Annotated in this window: 17 protein-coding genes, 1 other RNA gene and 1 pseudogene; 13 read left to right on the top strand and 6 right to left on the bottom strand. The window is 59.9% G+C overall.

Annotated features, from left to right (window positions below):
• Positions 1–4: 4 nt before the first annotated feature.
• The 3 genes from MA07_RS03280 to MA07_RS30425 all read left to right on the top strand — a co-directional run bounded on the left by MA07_RS03280 (position 5) and on the right by MA07_RS30425 (position 2,566).
• Positions 5–745, top strand: a complete 741-nt coding sequence (locus tag MA07_RS03280; protein ID WP_081928749.1) for an ATP-binding cassette domain-containing protein — start codon at positions 5–7, stop codon at positions 743–745.
• Between the two features lie 619 nt (positions 746–1,364).
• Positions 1,365–1,752, top strand: a transfer-messenger RNA (tmRNA) gene (gene ssrA / locus MA07_RS28540).
• Positions 1,753–1,825: 73 nt separating this feature from the next.
• Positions 1,826–2,566, top strand: coding sequence for a hypothetical protein (locus MA07_RS30425; protein ID WP_036346953.1), 741 nt, complete (start codon positions 1,826–1,828; stop codon positions 2,564–2,566).
• Positions 2,567–2,924: 358 nt separating this feature from the next.
• On the opposite strand, the gene MA07_RS03270 is transcribed toward MA07_RS30425, so the two are convergent.
• On the bottom strand, positions 2,925–3,854 hold the full coding sequence (locus MA07_RS03270) for a LysR family transcriptional regulator (protein ID WP_036346951.1): 930 nt from the start codon (positions 3,852–3,854) through the stop codon (positions 2,925–2,927).
• A 130-nt stretch (positions 3,855–3,984) separates the two neighbouring features.
• Here MA07_RS03270 and MA07_RS03265 point away from each other — a divergent pair, with 130 nt between their 5' ends.
• The gene (locus tag MA07_RS03265; protein ID WP_036346949.1) at positions 3,985–5,268 is read left to right on the top strand and encodes an FAD-binding oxidoreductase; all 1,284 of its coding nucleotides are present in this window, start codon (positions 3,985–3,987) and stop codon (positions 5,266–5,268) included.
• Between the two features lie 6 nt (positions 5,269–5,274).
• On the opposite strand, the gene MA07_RS03260 is transcribed toward MA07_RS03265, so the two are convergent.
• Entirely contained in the window at positions 5,275–5,997 is a 723-nt protein-coding gene (locus tag MA07_RS03260) for a GntR family transcriptional regulator (protein WP_036346946.1), read from the bottom strand.
• Between the two features lie 146 nt (positions 5,998–6,143).
• Positions 6,144–7,145, bottom strand: a complete 1,002-nt coding sequence (locus MA07_RS03255; protein WP_036346943.1) for an SIS domain-containing protein — start codon at positions 7,143–7,145, stop codon at positions 6,144–6,146.
• Positions 7,146–7,367: 222 nt separating this feature from the next.
• On the opposite strand from MA07_RS03255, the gene MA07_RS03250 reads away from it, so the two are divergent.
• Positions 7,368–8,210 (top strand): PfkB family carbohydrate kinase, encoded by an 843-nt coding sequence (locus tag MA07_RS03250; protein WP_036346941.1) that lies wholly within the window; start codon positions 7,368–7,370, stop codon positions 8,208–8,210.
• A gap of 62 nt (positions 8,211–8,272) precedes the next feature.
• Here MA07_RS03250 and MA07_RS03245 read toward each other — a convergent pair whose 3' ends face one another.
• A complete protein-coding gene (locus MA07_RS03245; protein WP_052002791.1) occupies positions 8,273–9,421 on the bottom strand; it encodes a LacI family DNA-binding transcriptional regulator in 1,149 nt (382 codons plus the stop codon).
• A gap of 273 nt (positions 9,422–9,694) precedes the next feature.
• On the opposite strand from MA07_RS03245, the gene MA07_RS03240 reads away from it, so the two are divergent.
• The 8 genes and pseudogenes from MA07_RS03240 (at position 9,695) to MA07_RS03210 (ending at position 16,185) form a co-directional block, all read left to right on the top strand.
• On the top strand, positions 9,695–10,690 hold the full coding sequence (locus MA07_RS03240; protein ID WP_036346937.1) for a C4-dicarboxylate TRAP transporter substrate-binding protein: 996 nt from the start codon (positions 9,695–9,697) through the stop codon (positions 10,688–10,690).
• 75 nt (positions 10,691–10,765) lie between these two features.
• Positions 10,766–11,251, top strand: coding sequence for a TRAP transporter small permease subunit (locus MA07_RS03235; protein ID WP_052002790.1), 486 nt, complete (start codon positions 10,766–10,768; stop codon positions 11,249–11,251).
• Positions 11,248–12,525, top strand: coding sequence for a TRAP transporter large permease (locus tag MA07_RS03230; RefSeq protein WP_036346935.1), 1,278 nt, complete (start codon positions 11,248–11,250; stop codon positions 12,523–12,525). The genes MA07_RS03235 and MA07_RS03230 overlap by 4 nt, the downstream gene beginning before the upstream one ends.
• A 155-nt stretch (positions 12,526–12,680) precedes the next feature.
• Positions 12,681–13,628: an ornithine cyclodeaminase gene (locus MA07_RS03225; RefSeq protein ID WP_036346933.1), complete on the top strand. Its 948-nt coding sequence runs from the start codon at positions 12,681–12,683 to the stop codon at positions 13,626–13,628.
• A gap of 265 nt (positions 13,629–13,893) precedes the next feature.
• A complete protein-coding gene (locus MA07_RS03220; RefSeq protein WP_036346931.1) occupies positions 13,894–14,097 on the top strand; it encodes a hypothetical protein in 204 nt (67 codons plus the stop codon).
• 233 nt (positions 14,098–14,330) lie between these two features.
• Positions 14,331–14,582: pseudogene (locus MA07_RS30680) on the top strand (hypothetical protein); the annotation flags it as partial.
• A 215-nt stretch (positions 14,583–14,797) separates the two neighbouring features.
• Positions 14,798–15,790 carry an IS110 family transposase gene (locus tag MA07_RS03215; protein ID WP_036346928.1) on the top strand — a complete coding sequence of 331 codons (993 nt, stop codon included), beginning with the start codon at positions 14,798–14,800 and terminating at the stop codon, positions 15,788–15,790.
• Between the two features lie 17 nt (positions 15,791–15,807).
• Positions 15,808–16,185, top strand: coding sequence for a DDE-type integrase/transposase/recombinase (locus MA07_RS03210; protein ID WP_052002789.1), 378 nt, complete (start codon positions 15,808–15,810; stop codon positions 16,183–16,185).
• A 57-nt stretch (positions 16,186–16,242) separates the two neighbouring features.
• Here the strand turns inward: MA07_RS03210 and MA07_RS03205 are convergent, their stop codons facing one another.
• On the bottom strand, positions 16,243–17,478 hold the full coding sequence (locus MA07_RS03205) for an FAD-binding oxidoreductase (RefSeq protein WP_036346927.1): 1,236 nt from the start codon (positions 17,476–17,478) through the stop codon (positions 16,243–16,245).
• A gap of 27 nt (positions 17,479–17,505) precedes the next feature.
• The gene (locus MA07_RS03200) at positions 17,506–18,522 is read right to left on the bottom strand and encodes a 4-hydroxyproline epimerase (protein WP_036347006.1); all 1,017 of its coding nucleotides are present in this window, start codon (positions 18,520–18,522) and stop codon (positions 17,506–17,508) included.
• Between the last annotated feature and the right edge of the window lie 3 nt (positions 18,523–18,525).

The following is an 18,525-nucleotide window of genomic DNA, read 5'->3' as shown; positions in this document are numbered from 1 at the left end:
TGCCATGGATCTGTCAGCTCGGCGTGAACTCTATACGGACGGCGACCTGAACCGACCGGACGCACCGGTGGTGGTGAAGGGGCTCAATCATTGGTTTGGAGAGGGCGAAGCGCGAAAGCAGGCATTGTTTGACGTGAACCTGGCGCTTGAGCGCGGCAAGCTCACGGTCCTGCTCGGGGCCTCAGGCTCGGGAAAGACAACCCTGCTGACGCTCATGGGGTGTCTCCGTCGCGTTCAGGAGGGGAGCCTGACTCTCTTGGGCACGCAACTCGCGGGTGCGGATGAGCGCCTGCTCGTTCAATGCCGCCGCCGGCTCGGGTTCATCTTCCAGGCCCATAACCTTCATGAGAGCCTCACCGCGATGGAGAACGTGCGCATTGGGTTGGAGGTGCATGGCAAAGCCGCCATGGCAGGTTGGGAGAGAGCCTCCGCCCACCTGCTCAAGATACTTGGGCTTGGTGAGCGCTTGCATTATTTGCCGGGTAACCTGTCCGGCGGGCAGAAGCAGAGGGTTGCGGTGGCACGGGCCCTCGTGGGCAACCCGGACATTGTCTTTGCGGATGAGCCTACGGCTGCTCTGGACAAGAATAGTGCGCTCAACGCCGTCGCGCTCCTGAAACGTCTCGGCACGGAGCGCGGCACGACGACACTGATGGTGACTCACGATACGAAGATCATGAGTTTGGCTGATCGTATCATCACCATGGAAGACGGACGCATCGTTGATGACCGCGGCACAACCTGAGGCTCTCTGGCAGAGTGTCCAGAATAGCCTGCCGAGCTGGGCAAGGGAGTCTCGAGTCGGAAGAGCTAGTGACCCGATTTGGCCATGTCTCATATTGAGAGGTCAGGCCCCACGATGATCGCGGCATGAACCTCTGACTTTAAATCAGAGGGTCCTGGGTTCGAGTCCCAGCGCTCACCAACAATATCAAAGGTTTACCGGCATTTGCCCTTTGAGCCGTTTCTCTCCAGGTAGCCAGACGTCAGGACGAGAGAGGCTGGCTCCAATCCGAGCTATATGGAGTCCGAGTGCGTTGACAACGAAGCGAGACGTCCAACGTCCGCCCCTCGCCTGACTCCCAGCATGTCTGCAGTGCTGTCACTGAACGGCTTATGATCAGGCCGGAAGGTCTGTTCTCCCGCGGGAGAACAGACCTTCACCCGGGCATTCCTAAACTTCCCAAGTTGACCGAAGCAGTCCTTGAGGAGCATAAAGATCTGTGAGGCACTCAGTGAGACGACCCTTCTGGAGGTCTTCGGCCAAGCCTGGTTGAAGTCCTACAATGAGAGACAAGACTAAAGGCGGCGTTGTGGGCCCAAATTTCGTTATGCTGCTCCATCAGAAAAGATCGTCTGCTTTGAGACTGGATATTGTGCCTTTGAGTGGCTATATCACAGATGTCAGGTTCGCCTGACTATGATCGTAGAGGCAGAGTGGAATAGGCGTTTAGGACGCGGGTTCGATTCCCGCCGCCTCCACCACAAGCACACCGGCCGTCCAGGTACCGCAAGACGGGTTTTGGGCGGAATGGCCTTTCGTTGAGGCCATGCCGCTGCCCCGGTGTGTTTGTGATGGGGGCGACATGGGTTCGACTGGGCGCAATAAAGGCTAGGCTGCGATTAGGCTGAGCTACGGCCTTGATAGTGCAAAACTCATAAATGCCAACGATAACGTTGACATGGGTGCAGTGCGCCTCGCGGCGTAACCATCCGGGGCTCGGGAAAGCCTAGCAACAGAAACGGCACCTTCGGGTGCCGTTCCCATTTCAAAAGCTGGGCCTTCTCAGCACACGTTACCCTACGAAAGAGAGACGAAGAATAGATGTCGGAGATTCAAGTAGATGGCTACATCCGCGTTCCCAAAGGAACCATGGTTTATCCGACGGGTGATGGCGTCGAGGCTCCGGCCACGCGTGATCAAGTCGTGAAGGTCGCCAACATCTTCGACGTGGATGTGAAGAGCGAGAACTTCTATCTGCTGCTGCCCGACGAGATGCGACTGCGCTACTTTGAGGCTAGCGGGGGCAAACGTCCGATTGATCAGGACATTCTGGAGTTTGCCGATCGCCTGACGAAAGGCGACTACCGAGCGGTGGAGTGGTCGAGCAAATGGGCGCTGATTGCCGATGTTCAGCCTGCCGAGACTTCCGCCCGCGCCAAAGTGGCAAAGAAGGCTGACAAGCCAGAGAAGAAGCCGGTCACCAAACAGCAACAGATGGTGATTGGTTCGGTGTGGACCTTCACACAGAATGCAGAGCTTCGCTACAAGGTCCGCAATCCCGCATATGCTGTCATGCGTGACGATATCGAGAGCAGCCTCCGTCAAATGCCATCACACGCCCGGAAGCAGACCGTCGACGCGAAGCTGAGTGAGCTCGGCATGATAGACTATATTGATGAAGCTTGGGGGCCTGTGATGTCAGGCGAGACCTTCACGGTTCGAAGCAAGCTGACGTCTGGTTTCGCAGGTGAGCAGGACGTACCGATGCTGTTCCGAGGCGAGAAGTTTACATTACCCTATGCCAGCCTTGAGCCTTTTATCGAGCTGGTGATTGAACGATAATCAGCGGCGAACCGGGTCGGCTGACCGTTACAGCTAATGCGGTCATCGACCCGGCAGGATCCAATCTTCGAACACTGGATTTCAGCGGCCTAGCGCCACGAGGAGTTTCCCTCAGTGGCCGCTTCATCGTGCTGCTGCCACGTCTTCTCTCAGGGAGCACCACTAGCCCTCAGCGATTTATGTGCGAAGGTTCGTTCATGGCACTCCTCGGACCAAAGGGCTTTAACTGCTTCGGGGCCTAGGAACTGAGGTTTTGTGAGCGGCCGGAAGGTGAACGTCTGATCCTGAGCCGACATTTGTGATCTCGGTGATGGCTCTGCCTCTTTACCTATCAGCCGATCGACGCATTGCCGTAACCTCACGGCAGTTGTTCCACCGGGCTACCAACGCTCGCCTTGTTCCCTCGTGTCTCTTGAACAATCCACTGCCGGAACACGACCAATGGCGGGTACGCAGAGCGGTTTGCAGGCCAGGCAAGGTAATACTGCTCTGTGCTTTGCATCGGCAGATCCAACGCCCTGACAAGATCGCCCCGTGCGAGCTCATCTTGAATGAGGAATTCGGGGAGCAGTGCTAAACCCAACCCTGAGATGGCTGCCTGAGCGGCCGTGGCAAACTGGTCCAACAGCATGCCATGCAACGGCTCGGCGAGCGCGCCATGCATCATAAACCATCGCTCCCACGCATCCGGCCGTGACACAAGGTGCAGGAGTGGGGCCCTGAAAAGATCGCTCGGCTTCTCAAACCTATACTGCTCCAAGAGCGAGCGGTTGCAGGCGGGTACCACCGTCTCGCTCATCAAGAATGCGAGCTCGGCGCCTGGCCAGTCCGGGCTGCCAAAGTGGATGGCAGCATCCGCCTGTTCCAGGCTGAAATCGAACGGAGCAAGGCGCGTCGTCAGGTTGACTGTGATCCCGGGATTGTCCCGCAGGAAACCAGGAAGACGAGGGGCTAGCCATCGGGTGCCGAAGGTCGGCAGGATCGCGAGATTGAGCGTTCCGCCCATGGGGTTCGCACGAAAGGCTAGCGTCGCGCTGTAGATCCGTCTGAGAGCCTCTCGGACTTCTCGGGCATAGGTTTCGCCAGCCAGGGTGAGACGGATGGTCTGGCGCTCCCGAAGAAAGAGATCCGAACCAAGCAGTTCTTCCAAGGCCCGAATCTGTCGGCTGACGGCTCCCTGGGTCAGGTTCAACTCCTCGGCGGCTGCCGTGATGCTCTGATGACGCGCGGCGGCTTCGAAGGCGCGAAGCAGGGACATGGACGGCAGAAAGCGGCGGGCTATGGCCATCTCATTACCTCTTCTCATGACCTGTTGAGGAAAAACGGGTTGCTTTCAAGGTTGCTTCTGAGGATCTGATTACAAGAGGGAATGGTGCTTGAACAGAGCCCATCCTTCGCTCTAGACACAGGAACCTAGGATGAAGAACGATCCGCGCAGCCACGGTCTATGGGAACGCTCGGCGCCTCTGGCCCCTCCAACGACGAGGTTGTCCGGCGATCTGACCGCTGATGTTGTGGTGATCGGCGCAGGCTTTACCGGCCTTTCTGCTTCTCTCCATCTTGCCGAGGCGGGAGCCTCGGTGGTGGTGCTTGAGGGCGTAGAGATCGGCTTTGGCGGCTCGGGCCGCAATGTCGGTCTCGTCAACGCAGGCATGTGGGTGATGCCCGATGATCTGCCGGGAGAACTGGGCGAGGTCTACGGCAACCGTCTGCTCCACCTGCTCGGCGACGCACCGAGCCTTGTGTTCGAGCTGGTCGAGAAGCATGCCATCGCGTGCGAGGTCGAGCGCAACGGCACGCTTCATTGTGCTGTCGGTGCAAAGGGACTCGCCGAGCTTCAGGAGCGGGCACGTCAGTGGCAGGCTCGCGGTGCTCCTGTGCATCTGCTCAATACCGAGGAGACCGCTCACAAGATCGGAACGAGCAGCTATTCCGGCTCCCTTCTCGACCTCCGTGCTGGAACCATTCAGCCGCTGGGCTATTCTCGCGGACTAGCAGGCGCTGCCATCAAGGCAGGGGCCCGGATCTTCACCTCAAGCCCTGTTATGGATGCCGAGGAAGCGGATGGCGGGTGGCGAGTGCGCACGCATAGTGGATCGGTGTGGGCCAAATGGGTCATAGTCGCGACCAATGCCTACACGAGCCATGTCTGGCCACAGATCCGCGCCGAGCTCGTACATCTTCCTTACTTCAATCTCGCGACGAAGCCTCTCAGCGACAACCTGCGCAACACAATTCTGCCCGAGCGCCAGGGTGTCTGGGACACGAATGAAATTCTCAGCTCGTTTCGCTTCGATCAGCAAGGGCGTCTCGTGTTCGGAAGCGTCGGCGCACTCCGTGGGCTGGGGCAGAGCATCCACCCGAACTGGGGCCGGCGCGCTCTGCGAAAGCTTTTTCCGCAACTGGCCGACATAGCATTCGAATACGAGTGGTACGGCAGCATCGGCATGACCAGCAACAATCTGCCGCGATTCCACAGGCTGGCGCGGAACGTGGTGTCGTTCAGCGGCTATAACGGCCGCGGCATTGCACCCGGAACCACCTTCGGACGCACCCTCGCGCGGCTTGTCCTCGGAGACATCCAGGAGGCCGATCTGCCGCTTCCAATGACCCAACCTGAGCCCGTTCGCTACCGGGCCATGAAGGAAGCCTATTACGAGGTCGGTGCTCAGATCGCCCACGCGGCGACCGCGCGGTTCTGAGATCGGTTACGCGGAGATGGAGTACGTGACGCGATTTGACGGCGTTACAAGAATGGAAAGCGAGATCGGACTTTTCCTGCGTCCGATCACCAGCTTCTCGATGCGATAAACGGGCTGTGACGGAGGGCAGGCGAGGAGCTCGCACTCGTTCGGAGAGGGAGCGTCCACATTGATGGTTCGCTCCGCCGCGGTCGGCTGCTCGCCATAAAAGGTCTTCAGGGCCTCATTGAAGGACCCGCCCTTCATCACGGGATCGATCGCCTTTTCATAGCGGCTGCGCAGGAAGTAGAGCTCCTCGATGGTCAGCGGTCGCCCGTCCACCAGCAGCAGGCGGCGAATCCCGACGACGTCATCGTCGGCCGTGGCCTGGAGGCGTTCCATCACGCCTTCCGGCGGTGCATGGCTACCTTTCTCCAGCACCCTGTAGCTGACACTGTGACCGAGGCTTGCCAGAGATTCCGTGAAACCGGTCAGCGATACGAGGGTCTGCTTAAGCTTTGGCTCGGTGACGAGTGTGCCCTTGCCGTGAACCCGCCGCAGATAACCCTCCGCGCAGAGTTCGGTCACCGCCCTTCGCAAGGTAATCCGGCTGACTCCGTAATGCTCGCACAGCTCCGTCTCCGACGGGAGATAGGTTCCGCTGCGACAATGCCCAGTCTTCAGGTCGCCGAGGATCAGACGCTTCACCTGATCGTAGAGGGGGGTCAGGTTGTCATATTGGACCGTCATCTCATTCGCTCGTGAAAAGCCGGCAGGGGTATCATGGCCCTCGAACGTCGATGGCCTGATAGCATTCATAACGCATCCCCTGACGAAGGAAAGAAGCGGTCTGGGAGCCTCTCCCACCGGTATGGGGCAGGAGAGGGGGGAAGCTATCAGTAGCTGATCTTCTTCATATAGCGGCGGCCTTCGAGCATCGTGTGCTGACGAAGGTCGGCCAGCTTGTAGGCGAACCTCCAGAGAGTATCGAAGAAGATGAGGGGCACGAGGTTGCCCTTGAACTCGTCGTCGATCCCCGTGAGATCCAGCTCCTGGGCATCGAGAACCATGATCTTCTCCGGGGAGCCAAACCTGTCGAGGAAGCCCTTAGCGCGCTCTTCCAGCGGACGGGTCTCGTCCAGGCCCATCATCATGATGAAGGCCCTGTCCTTGTCAAGAACTTCGAACGGGCCATGGAAGAACTCGTTGGCATGAATCGCCTGCGAATTGATCCACTGCATTTCCATCAGGACGCAGATCGCGAAGGAATAGGCCGCACCGTAAGAGGCGCCGCTTGCCACCGTGTAGACGACGGATTCGTCCTTGAACCGCGGAGCGTACGTCTCGAACAGATCCGCGAAATGGACATGCGCCTTGTCGATGGCCGTTTGGAGGTTGCCGAGGCTCGCCAGAAGGGGGCTGAGCTTGTCCACGCCGTCATAGATCTTCACCAGGCCCATGACGATCTGGTACAGGCGGGAGTAGTTGCTGTCGCCGGCGTCGATGGGCACACCCGTCGTATAAGGCGCCTCGAAGCGAACAGGGAATTCGACCGCCTTGGAGAGAGGCGAAGACGGATCGACGCTGAGGCCGATGGTCGTCGCTCCCTTGGAGCGCGCATGCTCCGCCGCACGAAGGGTCTCTTTGGTTGTGCCTGTCATGGAGCACAGGATGACGAGCGAATCGGCGTTCAGGGTTTTCGGATCGCGCTGAACGAACTCATCCGCATTGTAGCAGTCGGACGGCAGGGCTGCGGAATGACGGTCGAGGAGATACTTAGCCGGATACATTACTGACAGGGAGCCGCCGCAAGCGACGAAGAAAACATGCTTGATCGTCTTCCCGGACAAGGCGTCCAGAGCTTTTTTTACATCAGCATTCAATTCGGTTTGGCTCATCGTCGATCCCCAAGTGGTAGCCCATCTGCCGCTCGCAGAGGAGACTGAGAAGTAATCATGATGTCATATGACGTCATAATGTATTCTGGCAAGCTCTATTCCGAGGAGTAGACCGGTTGGACTTGGGAAAGGCTGAAACTCTGAGGTTCAACACCGGAACCCAAATTGACAGTCGGACATGAACGTGGGAACGTTCTCACAACTGCCCTTGGGAAATGGATAATGACGAAAATAGTCGCAGTCGGGGATAACGATGTTGATTGCTATCACGCGCGTAACGAGATGTTTCCAGGAGGAAATTGTTTCAATGTAGCGGTATTTGCGCGCCGCTTCGGAGCGACTTCGAGCTATGTTGGCGCCGTTGGGCCCGATGCTGCAGGCGATGCCATGCAACGGGCGCTCGCCGCCGAGGAAGTCATTACGGACAGGCTGAAGGTTTTGCCGGGGTCGACAGCTTATTGCGTCATAGGGCACCGCAACGGAGACCGTGTCTTCCTGAAGTACGATCTCGGCGTCTCGATGTTCGAGCCGGACGACCAGGACTTCACGTACGTCGAGTCTTTCGATGCCGTTCACATCGGACAGTCGAGCGGTCTCGATGCGTATCTAGTGCGGTTCGCAAGGACAGCCAAACTCTCCTATGACTTTTCCACGCGCCGGGACGCCCATCACCGTGCCTCCATCGCGCCGCTTTGCTATCTCGCCTCGATTTCGGGCGGCGATCTTGCCCTGTCGGAGGCCGAGGCGCTCCTGCGAGACACCTTGGATGCCGGTGCGCAATGGTGCCTTGTGACTCGAGGAAACCAAGGGGCGATTCTCGGTCGCGGGGATCAGATTTTCAGAGTTCCAGCCGTGTCGATTGAGGCCGTCGATACGCTCGGGGCGGGAGATACGTTCATCGCACGCACCCTTGTCGGCCTCTTGCGTGAGGAGGAGCCTCTGGAACTTCTGCGGGCGGCAGCCCATGAAGCCGCCGAAACCTGCATGCGCATCGGTGCCGTCGGCCATGCTGCTCCGATGGCTGTGAATGCAGGCGATATCCCCGCTCTTGAGGATGTGCGCTGAGAGCAATGCGCAGTACGGCGGAGAGGGGACGATTCGCCTCTCCGCCAAACGGGAGAGGCCTGTCAGGACTTCGCGGATTTGCGTCGCTCCGGCCGAGTAGAGCCTTGGTGGCCTTCGGCTTTCAGTGGTGCAACCGAGCCCCGCACGCGCAGGCTAGGTGCGAGGATTTGATGCTGAAACGGTGACGTGTCGCCATTGATACGCGCCAGAATCAGACGCGCCGCGGCGCGTCCCATTTCGTTGAGCGGCTGGGCGATCGCACTGATGCCCGGCCGAAGGAAGCGCATCCATTCAAGATCGTCGAAGCAGATGAGGGACAGATCCTGCGGCAGGTCCAGCGCAAGCTCACTGATCGCATCCATGGTCCCCGCCGACATCAGGCCATCGGTCGTAAAGAGTGCGGTTGGGCGTCCATTTCCCTGGAGCAGATCCAGCGTTTCCTCCTTGGCGGCTTCCGCGGAGTAGGCCCCGACTCGCCGGACAAGATCGAGATCGACGGGGATGCCCGCCTCCCGATGCGCCTGCAGGTAGCCCACGAGACGCTGCCAGCTGGGATAGAGCGTTGCCGCATCGACCCGCCCATGGGCCTCGAGATCGATGAAGGACTTCAAGTCGCCCGCTGCGAACTGCTCCAGCTCCGAGATCAGTCCGATTCGACGATGGCCCGCGGCAATGACATGCTCGATGCACGCCTTGGCGCCCTGGACGTTATCCACGGTCACCGCGTCCGCCTCGAGGCCGTGGACAAGGCGGTCGATCTGGACGATGGGGCAGCCGGCAGCCACGATCTCTCGCAGGTGTTGGGCGGTCTGAAGATCCGAGGGCGTGACGATCATCCCGTCGACCTGCTTCTCGGTCAGAAGCTGCACGGCTTCGCGTTCCCGTTGCAGGATCTCATCGCTGTTGGTGACGACGATCCCGAAGCCGCGGCTGCGGGCGACATCGGCGATTCCGCGCAGGACGCTGGCGTAGAACGGGCTTTCCATGTCGCCGGCGACGACCCCGATGGTCTGGGTTTTGCCGGTGATAAGCCCGCGGGCGAGCAGATTGGGGCGATAACCCAGCCTCTCGGCCGCTTCCCGCACCTTGTCGCGGATCGACTCGCTGGAATAACCATAGCCTCCCAGAACGCGCCCAGCCGTTGCCGTGCTCACGCCTGCAAGCCGGGCAACTTCGATGATGGTCACGTTCTTCGTGCGCTTTTCAGTCATGTGTTCCTATGCCGACCTTTCCGGCCGAGCTTAGCTAGCCACCAGTTCGTTGGGTGCCCTCCAAAGGATGAGGTTCAAGGAAAGATTTCGCCTTGACGCTCCGAACGTTCGATGATGATACTATGAGAACGTTCGCACAAACAACTCCGAACTCGGGTTTTCGCGATCTAGGCGCCGATGGCGCGGCGGGAGAGAGGTAGCGTCTTGGGCCGGAGGAAGCGGCAGGGATGCAGGAAGAAGACTTGGTATAATCAAGACAAAAGGGAACTGAGCATGAAGTCACGTCGGAATTTTTTGGCCGGGGTCGCAACCCTTGCAACCCTGCCCATGTTCTCCGCTGCAGCCTTGGCCCAGAAGGTCGAGTTGCGCCTAGCCCACGTCAACCAGCCGACCATCGAGGCGCATAAGGTCGCCGTCGAAGTGGCCGAGCGCGTCGCGAAGCGGAGCGATGGACGCATCACGATCAAGCTCTTCCCCGGTGGCATGCTGGGAACTACGACCGATATGCTGGAGCAGGCAAGCCAGGGCGAGCCGATTATCACGTTCACCGACGCTGCTTATCTTGCAAGTTTCGGCGTGCCGGAAATGGGAGTCGTCGGCGGTCCGTTCATTGTCGAGAACAATGAAGAAGCTGAGCGCCTGGCGTTCTCGCCACTAATGAAAGGATGGTACGACAAGCTTGCGGAGAAGGCGAAGATCCGCGTTCTCGCTCTCAACTGGTTTGATGGCGCCCGTCACATGATCGGGAGCAAGCCCTATCCGAATCCCGCCGATCTCAAGGGCGTGAAGGTTCGCGTCCCGCCGGTGCCGACCTGGCAGAAGACCTTCGAGCCACTCGGCGCGATACCAACCACGGTCGAGGCGGCCGAGACCTACTCCGCCTTGTCGCAAGGTGTCGTGAATGCCGGTGAGTCTCCCCTGACGGGATTGCGGGCGAACCGGTGGTATGAGGTGGTCAAGGATATTACGCTGACGGGCCATTTCAATCTCTTCACCGGCTGGGTGATGAGCGATGCGGCCTACACTGCGCTTAGCGAGGCGGATCGCGTTATGCTGCTGGAGGAATTTCGCACAGGTGGTCAGGAGCTCGCCAAACGCTCGACCAACATGAACGCCGAGATCCGCAAGGAGTTCGAAGCGAAGGGTGTCAGATTCCACACCGCGGACGTTCCCGCCTATCGCAAAGCAACGGCGTCGTTCTACACCAGCTTCCCGCAATGGCCTGCGGGTCTGCTCGATCAAGTTCGCGCAGCCGCATCGGGCAAGTAGAATCCGGCCATTTATGGCATAGCGCGGCGTCTCGGGAGCTTGCCGAGGCGCCGCGGAATCCATCTAATCCGGAGCATGAACTTGCGGTTTGTCAATTCGATCGGCGAATTGGTCGGGAGTGTCATTCCCGTCATTCTTCTAGCGCTCGTCATCATCAGTGTCGGCGCGGACGTCATTGGCCGCAACGTCTTCTCTGCGCCGATATTCGGCGCGAGCGAGGTGTCCGTGCTAGCTTTCGTATGGCTGGTGTGGCTCGGCGCAATCGGCGCCGCCAAGCGGGACGACCTGATGGGAGTTCGCTACTTCGTCGATCTCCTTCCTCCACGCGGCAGGCGTCTAGTTCATGCCACGATGAACATCCTTGTCGCCTTGATTGCCACGGGCGTGATCTATGCGGCAATCATGCAGATCAGAACGGCCCGATTCACGACGTTCATGTCCATCGGCGTTCCGAAGTGGGTCATGTCGGTCGGTCTCGCGATCTCCATGGCGGCAATCGTCGTAATGTATCTCGCAAGAGCGTGGAGCGAGTTTAGGCAGGCTAGGAGCGTCGGTCGGTGATTGCGTTAACGTTGACTGTCTTCCTGGTGCTGCTCTTCGCAGGAATGCCGATCTCTTTCGTCCTGCTCGGATCGGCGATGTCCTATTTCCTGTTCAACCCGATCGCACCGAGCATCATTGCGCAGCGAATGAGCGGAAGTCTGGAGCTATTTCCCCTTCTCGCCGTGCCCTTCTTCGTCTTTGCAGGCGCGGCGATGGCGCGTGGCGGGATAGCGGACCGCCTCTACGGGTTTGCGGAGGCGCTGGTCGGCCATTGGCGCGGTGGACTCGCTCAGGTTGCCGTCATCAACTCGCTCTTCATGGGCGCCATGTCAGGCTCATCGAACGCCGACGCCGCCATCGATGCTCGCACGGTCGTCCCGATCATGCGCAAGCAGGGCTACTCCAACGGATTCGCCTCGGCGATCAGTGCCTGCTCCGGTGTGATCGCCCCGGTGCTGCCTCCAAGTATTGGACTTATCATCTACGGCCTTCTGACTAATACCTCAATCGGCCAACTCTTCATCGGCGGTATCATTCCCGCTTTCCTGATCGCAGCCGCCTTGATGATCACTGTCCATCAAGTGGCCAAGCGTCGTGGCTACGGCGCCTTGAGACCGCACCGGATGCCAGTGCGCGAGATCGCAGTGAAGGCCCGCCATGCGCTCTGGGCACTGGCCATGCCGTTCCTGCTGCTGTTCGGATTGCGGATCGGCTGGTTCACCCCGACCGAGCTTGGAGCGATTGCTGCAGCCTATGCACTCTTTGTGGGCCTGTTCATTTATCGAGGCTTCACCTTTGGCGAGACTTACGAGCTGGCGCGGGAATCCGCCCACACCACCGCGAATGTGATGCTGATCATAGCGACTTCGGCCATCTTCTCGGTGGTTCTTACCCTCGAGGAGGTCCCGCAGACAGTCGTGGGATATCTTGTCGATATGACCGACAACAAGTACGTTGCGCTCGCTCTGATCAACGTACTTCTCCTTCTGCTCGGAACCGTCATGGAGGGGCTCTCTCTCATGGTGATCCTAGCTCCTCTGTTCCTTCAGGTCATGCAGAGGTTCGGAATCGATCCGATCCATTTCGGAGTGGTCCTGATCGTCAATCTCACCATCGGCTCCGTGACGCCGCCTATTGGTTCCGTTCTGTTCACCGTCTGCTCGATCACTAAATGCTCGATCGAGGAGTTCACGCGAGAATCGATCCCTCTACTCATGGCTCTGATCGTCGTTCTCTTCCTGATCACCTTCCTGCCAGCGACGGTCGTGCTCCTGCCAAGGCTGCTGTTCTGACCTGATGCGGAGGGCTCATGGAGCTTTCGTTCGCAACACCCCGGCTCTTGAACGAGGATCATCCCTGACCAAGAGCCATCATCCATCGATGAAACGAGCATTTGATCGATGCGCCGCCCTACCGTCAAAAGCTTCGTAAAGTTGGAGAGAGTGCCATGAAGTTCGTCGATGCCGATATGGTTCACCGTCTGCTCGATTATCCAGGCCTCGTCGAGGCTCTCCGAGTTGCGCACAAAGGTGCTTCTCCCAAAAGCGACGCCTCAGTCATGGACGAGCCAGCAGGCGGTGACAACAAGTTCGTGTCGCTGGTGGCTTGGGCCGCGCAGGAGGTGATTGCGGTCAAGCTCGTGGGCGTCTTCCCGTCGAACCTTGCGCTGGAGCCACCGCAGCCCTCCGTGCAGGGCCTTGTGGCGGTTTTCGACGGCAAGACGGGGGCTCCCGTCCTCGCAGCGGACGGCGCGGCCCTGACCTTTCGCAAGACGGCTGCCGATTCCGCTCTGGGCGCGAGGTTCCTCGCGCGGGAAGACGCGGACGTTCTTCTCGTTATCGGCGCCGGCGGGCTTGCACCGCATGTCATCCTCGCCCATACGAGCGTGCGGCCGTCGATCAAGCGCGTCCTAGTCTGGAATAGGACCCCAGCCCGAGCGGAGGCCCTGGCTCGCGAGATGCAAATCGCCGGAGTCTCGATCTCTGCCGTCCGCGACCTCGAGGCTGCTCTTCCCGCAGCGGACGTGATCTCCTGCGTGACAATGTCGACTGCGCCATTGGTAAAGGGTGCTCTTCTCAAGAAGGGCGCACATGTGGACCTGATCGGCGCCTATCTGCCGACCATGCGCGAGGCCGATGACGAAACCATCCAGCGAGGTCGCGTTTTCGTCGATACGCGGGTCGGCATGGAAGGAGCAGGGGATCTGTTCCAGCCGGTCGAGCGCGGACTCTTCGCTTGGACCGACATACAAGCCGATCACTTCGAACTCTGCACCGGTACCAAGAGCGGCCGCAAGGATCAGAGTGAGATCACTGTGTTCAAAAACGTCGGAGGCGGCCACCTCGATCTCTTCACTGCCAGACATCTCAGAAATGGGCTGCAACAAGTCGCCTGAGAAATCAACACAGTTGATAAGTGACTACGCAAGAACCCACTATTTCAACCAGGCGGTGGGCTCTTGCTGTTTCGGATCAATGTGCGGCGTGATGCTCGGCCTGAACGTGCTCGATACCTACGCTGAAGAGGCGCCCCTTCTCTGCCACCAGCACGCATACCAGCGTCGCGGTGCCGATAGCGAGAAAGCCTGCGGCGAGGGGTAGGGTGGTCCATCATACAGCGATCCGAGATACCCTCGGGTCAGACCGCCTCCTACGGACTGGATGAAGCCGAAGACCGATAAGGCGGTGCCGGCAACGGCGCCGATTGGCTCCATTGATAGGGCATTCATGTTGGAGCTGGACCAGCCGAACATGAACATGCAGGCCGCCGTGATAAGGAAGAACGCCAGGATCGGCACTGCGCCGACCACCACCTATACGAGCCAGACGGCGCTCAACGCAGTGAAGACCGGGATCGCAAAGTAATAGATGCGTCGCATGCCGAAGTGGGCCACGACGTGCGCGCTGAAGAACGAGCCGATCGCCATGAGGGCAGCCGTTGCGCCGAAGGTCATTGGAAACCATGGGCCGAGCTCATAGATGTTAACATAGACTTGTTGGCTGGCCCGGACGAACAAGATCAGGCATAGAATTTGAGCATCTCGGCCAGACCGTAGGCACTGTTGCAGTAACCTCGGCAGTGTAGTGAGGGATGGCTAATTGAGGAGCCATCCTGTTGTCTTTGTTCAAGCGCCGCCGTTTCCCCGATCGAGATCATCCTGCTGTGCGTGCGCTGGTATTGCAAGTACGGGATCAGCTATCGCGATCTGGCTGAGATGATGTCCGAGCGTGGTATCAGCGTCAGTCTAAGTACGATCTTTCGTTGGGTCCAACGCTATGCCCCAGAGATTGAGAAGCGGGTACGACGGTACCAGGGACATTGTTCAAGTTCGTGGCGAGTGGATGAGACCTTGTATTTGATGGGTGTTGCGGGTCATTCCCACAGCATGAGGCCGGGATAGCTCGAATGAGACGTAAGACAGAAGTCTGCGACATAGATGGTGCGCCCGGCCTCACCACGCGCCCCAGCTGAGATCGGACGGTATCAGAGGTCATCCCAAGACGGGTAAACCTGCATTCACAAGGTTGATCAGCGCAAGGGGCATTCTCAACAAGAGGAAGCTCTATGACGGTGTTCTTCGGCATTGACGTCGCAAAGGAGAGACTGGATTGCGCGGCTATCATTCTTGATCGGCAGCGTCCCATCGGGCAGAAGTCGTTTCCCAATACCCTGGACGGTATCGAGCGAGCGGCCGCCTGGGTGATGAAGGTATCTAAAGCCGAGATCTCGCAGGTTCATGCGGTTCTCGAGCCGACAGCGGCCTATCACGAGCTTGCTGCTCGCTTCCTGGCTACTAAAGGTATGACAGTTTCTCTCGTCAACCCTGCCCAAATCCGCAGCTTCGCCAAGGGCATGGCTGTCCTGAACAAGACTGACCAGATCGATGCGGTGCTCCTGGCGCGCTACGGCTGCCTGGCCCAGCCGAAAGCGTGGACCCCTCCCGCCGAACCGCTGATCGAACTGCAAGCCCTTCTCGCACGGCTGGATGACCTGGAGGGCGATCTTCGCCGGGAGCAGAACCGATATGAGCAGGCGTGTGTCCGTGGCTGCTCCGGCGCCATCAAGCGTTCCTTTGTCACGAACATCAGGGCGCTCAAAGCTCAGTGTAAACTTCTGCAGGAGGCCATCGCCGGGCACTTTGCCGCCCACGAGGCTCTCGAGGCTGATCTGAAGAGACTGCTCACGATTCCAGCGGTGGGTCCAAAGACAGTGATGCGAATGCTCGCGCTGCTGCGAAGCCACCCATTTGATACAGCTCGCCAAGCCGCAGCCTTCCTGGGTCTTGTGCCAATTGAGCGGCAGTCGGGGCGGAGCGTCCGAGGAAGGCCGCGGCTCTCGAAAGCCGGCAATTCCCGACTGCGCGCTGCGCTTTACATGGCAGCTGTCGTTGCCACAAAGTTGAACCCGGACATCAAAGCCCAACAGCAGCGGCTGCTTGAGCGAGGCAAGGCCAAGATGTCGACCTTAGGGGCCGCCATGCGCAAACTGGTTCACATCTGCTTTGGCGTGCTTAAGAGTGGAAACGTTTACCAGTTTCCGGCTGCCCACCCGACTTGACCACTCAGACGGTATCTATGTACGAGTTGGCGGACGCTGGCGGTACTTGTTTCGAGCGGTCGACGAATACGGCCGTCCTCGATCACGACCGACAAACTGCATCCTATCCGAATGCCATCCGCCGCTTACAAAGCGAAGGGCTGCTGCCGCAGGATGTCGAACACCGCACCTCGAAATATCTGAATACCATCATCGAAGCCGACCATGGTGCGCTCAAGCCTGTGATCCGGCCGACGCGTGGCTTCCAGACGATGAAAACCGCCGCCGTGGCCCTGATGGGCTTCGAGACCATGCGGATGATCCGCCGCGGTCACTGCAGCCAGCGAAAACGTCAGGTGATGGGCGAAGTTCGTCTCGTCAATCAGTTCTTCGGTCTAGTACTACAGCCTGAATGATCTGATCGACGAGATTCGTTTTGCCGTTTCAAGTTACTGCAACGGTGCCCAATGATCTCAGAATCGCTGCACGGCAAAGGGCTTCCCATCAACCGGACCCGACCGTCCCTCAAGCATTCCCGCCACCATCTGGGCCGTCACGGCGGCCTGGGTCAGACCGTAATGGCCATGACCGAAGGCATAGAGGATGCGCCGGTCTTTTCCGGCAGGTCCGATCACCGGCAGAGAGTCGGGCATCGACGGCCGGAAGCCCATCCACCGCTTTGCCGGCGTCTCGGTCTGGAGATGAGGGAGGAAGCCCGTCAGGCGCTGCACCATGGCATCGGTGCGGCTGTGGTTGGGCGGCGCCTCAAGCCCTGCGAACTCGACCGCACCGCCGACCCGGTCGCCTGTATCGAGAGGCGTGGCGACGAAGCCCTCGCCCTCGAACATGATCGGACGGTTCAAGCCGAAGGTCCCCTTTGGATAGGTGGCGTTGTAGCCCCGCTCCGTATCGAGGGGAATGCGATCGCCGAGTTGCTGAGCAAGGGAACGTGACCACGCTCCGGCGGCAACGATAACCCGGTTGGAGATGACCTCTGCTTCTGCCCCATCCGTTCGAACGTGAATGCCCTCCTCCCTGGGCTCAAGTCTCAGCCCATGTGCCGCTACAAGCACCGCACCGCGCTCCAGAGCCAGACGCAGAAGGTCAGCGGCCAGAACAGCCGGATCGGACACATGGCAAGCGTCCGGATAAAGCACGGCGGCTTCGACGTTGCGGAGTGCGGGCTCCAGTTCTGCGAGCTCTTCAGGGCGCAGAGCTTTTGCCTCGATCCCGAAGCCGCGCTGACGTTCGACGATGTCCTGCGATCGATTGAACTCGCCCTGATGCCTCCACACGGAGAGGATGCCGTTCTCCCTGAGGTGGCCATTCAGATCGAGAGACGACAGAAGGCTCTTCCAGGCTGGCAGCGACTCCGCATTGATCGAGCGGATCGCCCCGATGCTGGCCTTGATGCGTGAGGGCGACGAGGCCATCAGGAAACGCGCCAACCAGGGCGCCAGATGCGGCAGGTAGCCTGGCCGGATGGTCAGTGGCCCGAGCGGGTCCATCAGCCAGCGCGGCAGGTTCCGCCACGCCTTCGGCGAGGCGAGCGGCATCACGTCGGTATGGGCGATCCAGCCCGCATTGCCATCCGTCGGGCGCCCCTGCTTGGCCCCCGGCTCGATCAGAACCACCTCATGGCCCCTGTCGAGCAAGGCGTGCGCGGTGGCAAGCCCCACGACGCCGGCTCCTATGATCGCAACCCGCATGGTTTGCCCCTGAAACAGGCTTCAGGCCTAGCGGCTCTGGTCGACGACCTGGAAGCCGTTGGCGAAGGGATCCCGGTCGTCGATGAAGATGGTGTTGAACCCGGTCACCCTGGCCCAGCCTTCGATGGACGGGATGATCGCGTCCCGGTCGCCGACCGTGGTACGGCCTTCGATGCGCCCGGTGAAGGTCGAGCCGATGATGCTCTCGTGAACGAAGGCATCGCCCTCGTTCAGGGCGCCGCGGGCAGCGAGATGCGCCATACGGGCGGAGGTGCCCGTGCCGCAGGGCGAGCGGTCGATGGCCTTGTCGCCATAGAACACCGCGTTGCGTGCCGTGCTGCCCGGATTCTGGGCTTTCCCGGTCCAGAGAACGTGCGTCAAACGGTCGATGGCCGGGTTTTCGGGGTGCGCGATCTGGTAGCGTGCATTGAACGCCTCGCGCAGCTTCGGGCTCCAGCGCAGGATGTCGGACGGATTGACGTCTGCAACATCCGAAAAGAGCGTCTGCGGCTCCACGATGGCATAGAAGTTGCCGCCATAGGCAACGTCGACCGTGAGGTGGCCAAGCCCCTCGACCTCGACCTCATAGCCGGTGCCATAGAGGAACGACGGAATGTTGGTGATGCGCACCCGCTCCACGAAGGGACCGTTCTGCTCGTAGCGTGCCTCAACGACGCCTGCCGGCGTATCGAGCCGCAGCAGTCCCGGTGTCTTCGGGTGAATGAGGCCGTTCTCAAGCGCGATGGTCACGGTGCCGATGGTGCCGTGACCGCACATGGGAAGGCAGCCCGAGGTCTCTATGAACAGGATTCCCACGTCGCAATCCGGCCGCGTCGGCGGGTAGAGGATCGAGCCCGACATCATATCGTGGCCGCGGGGCTCGAACATCAGGCCGGTCCGGATCCAGTCGTATTCCGCCAGGAAGTGCTGGCGTCGGTCGAACATCGTGTCCCCTTTGAGCTGGGGAATGCTGCCGCCGCCGACCACGCGGACCGGGTTGCCGCAGGTATGACCGTCGATGCAGAAGAAGGTGTGGCGCGCCATGGC

The sequence above is a fragment of the Microvirga sp. BSC39 genome (assembly GCF_000739015.1).
In the GTDB taxonomy this organism is placed as follows: domain Bacteria; phylum Pseudomonadota; class Alphaproteobacteria; order Rhizobiales; family Beijerinckiaceae; genus Microvirga.
Note: the sequence above shows the minus strand (reverse complement) of the source record. Positions and strands in the feature narration are given on the sequence as shown.

Coding starts and splice junctions, on each gene's coding strand:
- MA07_RS03280 (WP_081928749.1), top strand. CDS start 5: ATGGATCTGTCAGCTCGGCGTGAACTCTATACGGACGGCGACCTGAAC.
- MA07_RS30425 (WP_036346953.1), top strand. CDS start 1,826: ATGTCGGAGATTCAAGTAGATGGCTACATCCGCGTTCCCAAAGGAACC.
- MA07_RS03270 (WP_036346951.1), bottom strand. CDS start 3,854: ATGGCCATAGCCCGCCGCTTTCTGCCGTCCATGTCCCTGCTTCGCGCC.
- MA07_RS03265 (WP_036346949.1), top strand. CDS start 3,985: ATGAAGAACGATCCGCGCAGCCACGGTCTATGGGAACGCTCGGCGCCT.
- MA07_RS03260 (WP_036346946.1), bottom strand. CDS start 5,997: ATGACGGTCCAATATGACAACCTGACCCCCCTCTACGATCAGGTGAAG.
- MA07_RS03255 (WP_036346943.1), bottom strand. CDS start 7,145: ATGAGCCAAACCGAATTGAATGCTGATGTAAAAAAAGCTCTGGACGCC.
- MA07_RS03250 (WP_036346941.1), top strand. CDS start 7,368: ATGACGAAAATAGTCGCAGTCGGGGATAACGATGTTGATTGCTATCAC.
- MA07_RS03245 (WP_052002791.1), bottom strand. CDS start 9,421: ATGACTGAAAAGCGCACGAAGAACGTGACCATCATCGAAGTTGCCCGG.
- MA07_RS03240 (WP_036346937.1), top strand. CDS start 9,695: ATGAAGTCACGTCGGAATTTTTTGGCCGGGGTCGCAACCCTTGCAACC.
- MA07_RS03235 (WP_052002790.1), top strand. CDS start 10,766: ATGAACTTGCGGTTTGTCAATTCGATCGGCGAATTGGTCGGGAGTGTC.
- MA07_RS03225 (WP_036346933.1), top strand. CDS start 12,681: ATGAAGTTCGTCGATGCCGATATGGTTCACCGTCTGCTCGATTATCCA.
- MA07_RS03220 (WP_036346931.1), top strand. CDS start 13,894: ATGAAGCCGAAGACCGATAAGGCGGTGCCGGCAACGGCGCCGATTGGC.
- MA07_RS03215 (WP_036346928.1), top strand. CDS start 14,798: ATGACGGTGTTCTTCGGCATTGACGTCGCAAAGGAGAGACTGGATTGC.
- MA07_RS03210 (WP_052002789.1), top strand. CDS start 15,808: ATGTACGAGTTGGCGGACGCTGGCGGTACTTGTTTCGAGCGGTCGACG.
- MA07_RS03205 (WP_036346927.1), bottom strand. CDS start 17,478: ATGCGGGTTGCGATCATAGGAGCCGGCGTCGTGGGGCTTGCCACCGCG.
- MA07_RS03200 (WP_036347006.1), bottom strand. CDS start 18,522: ATGGCGCGCCACACCTTCTTCTGCATCGACGGTCATACCTGCGGCAAC.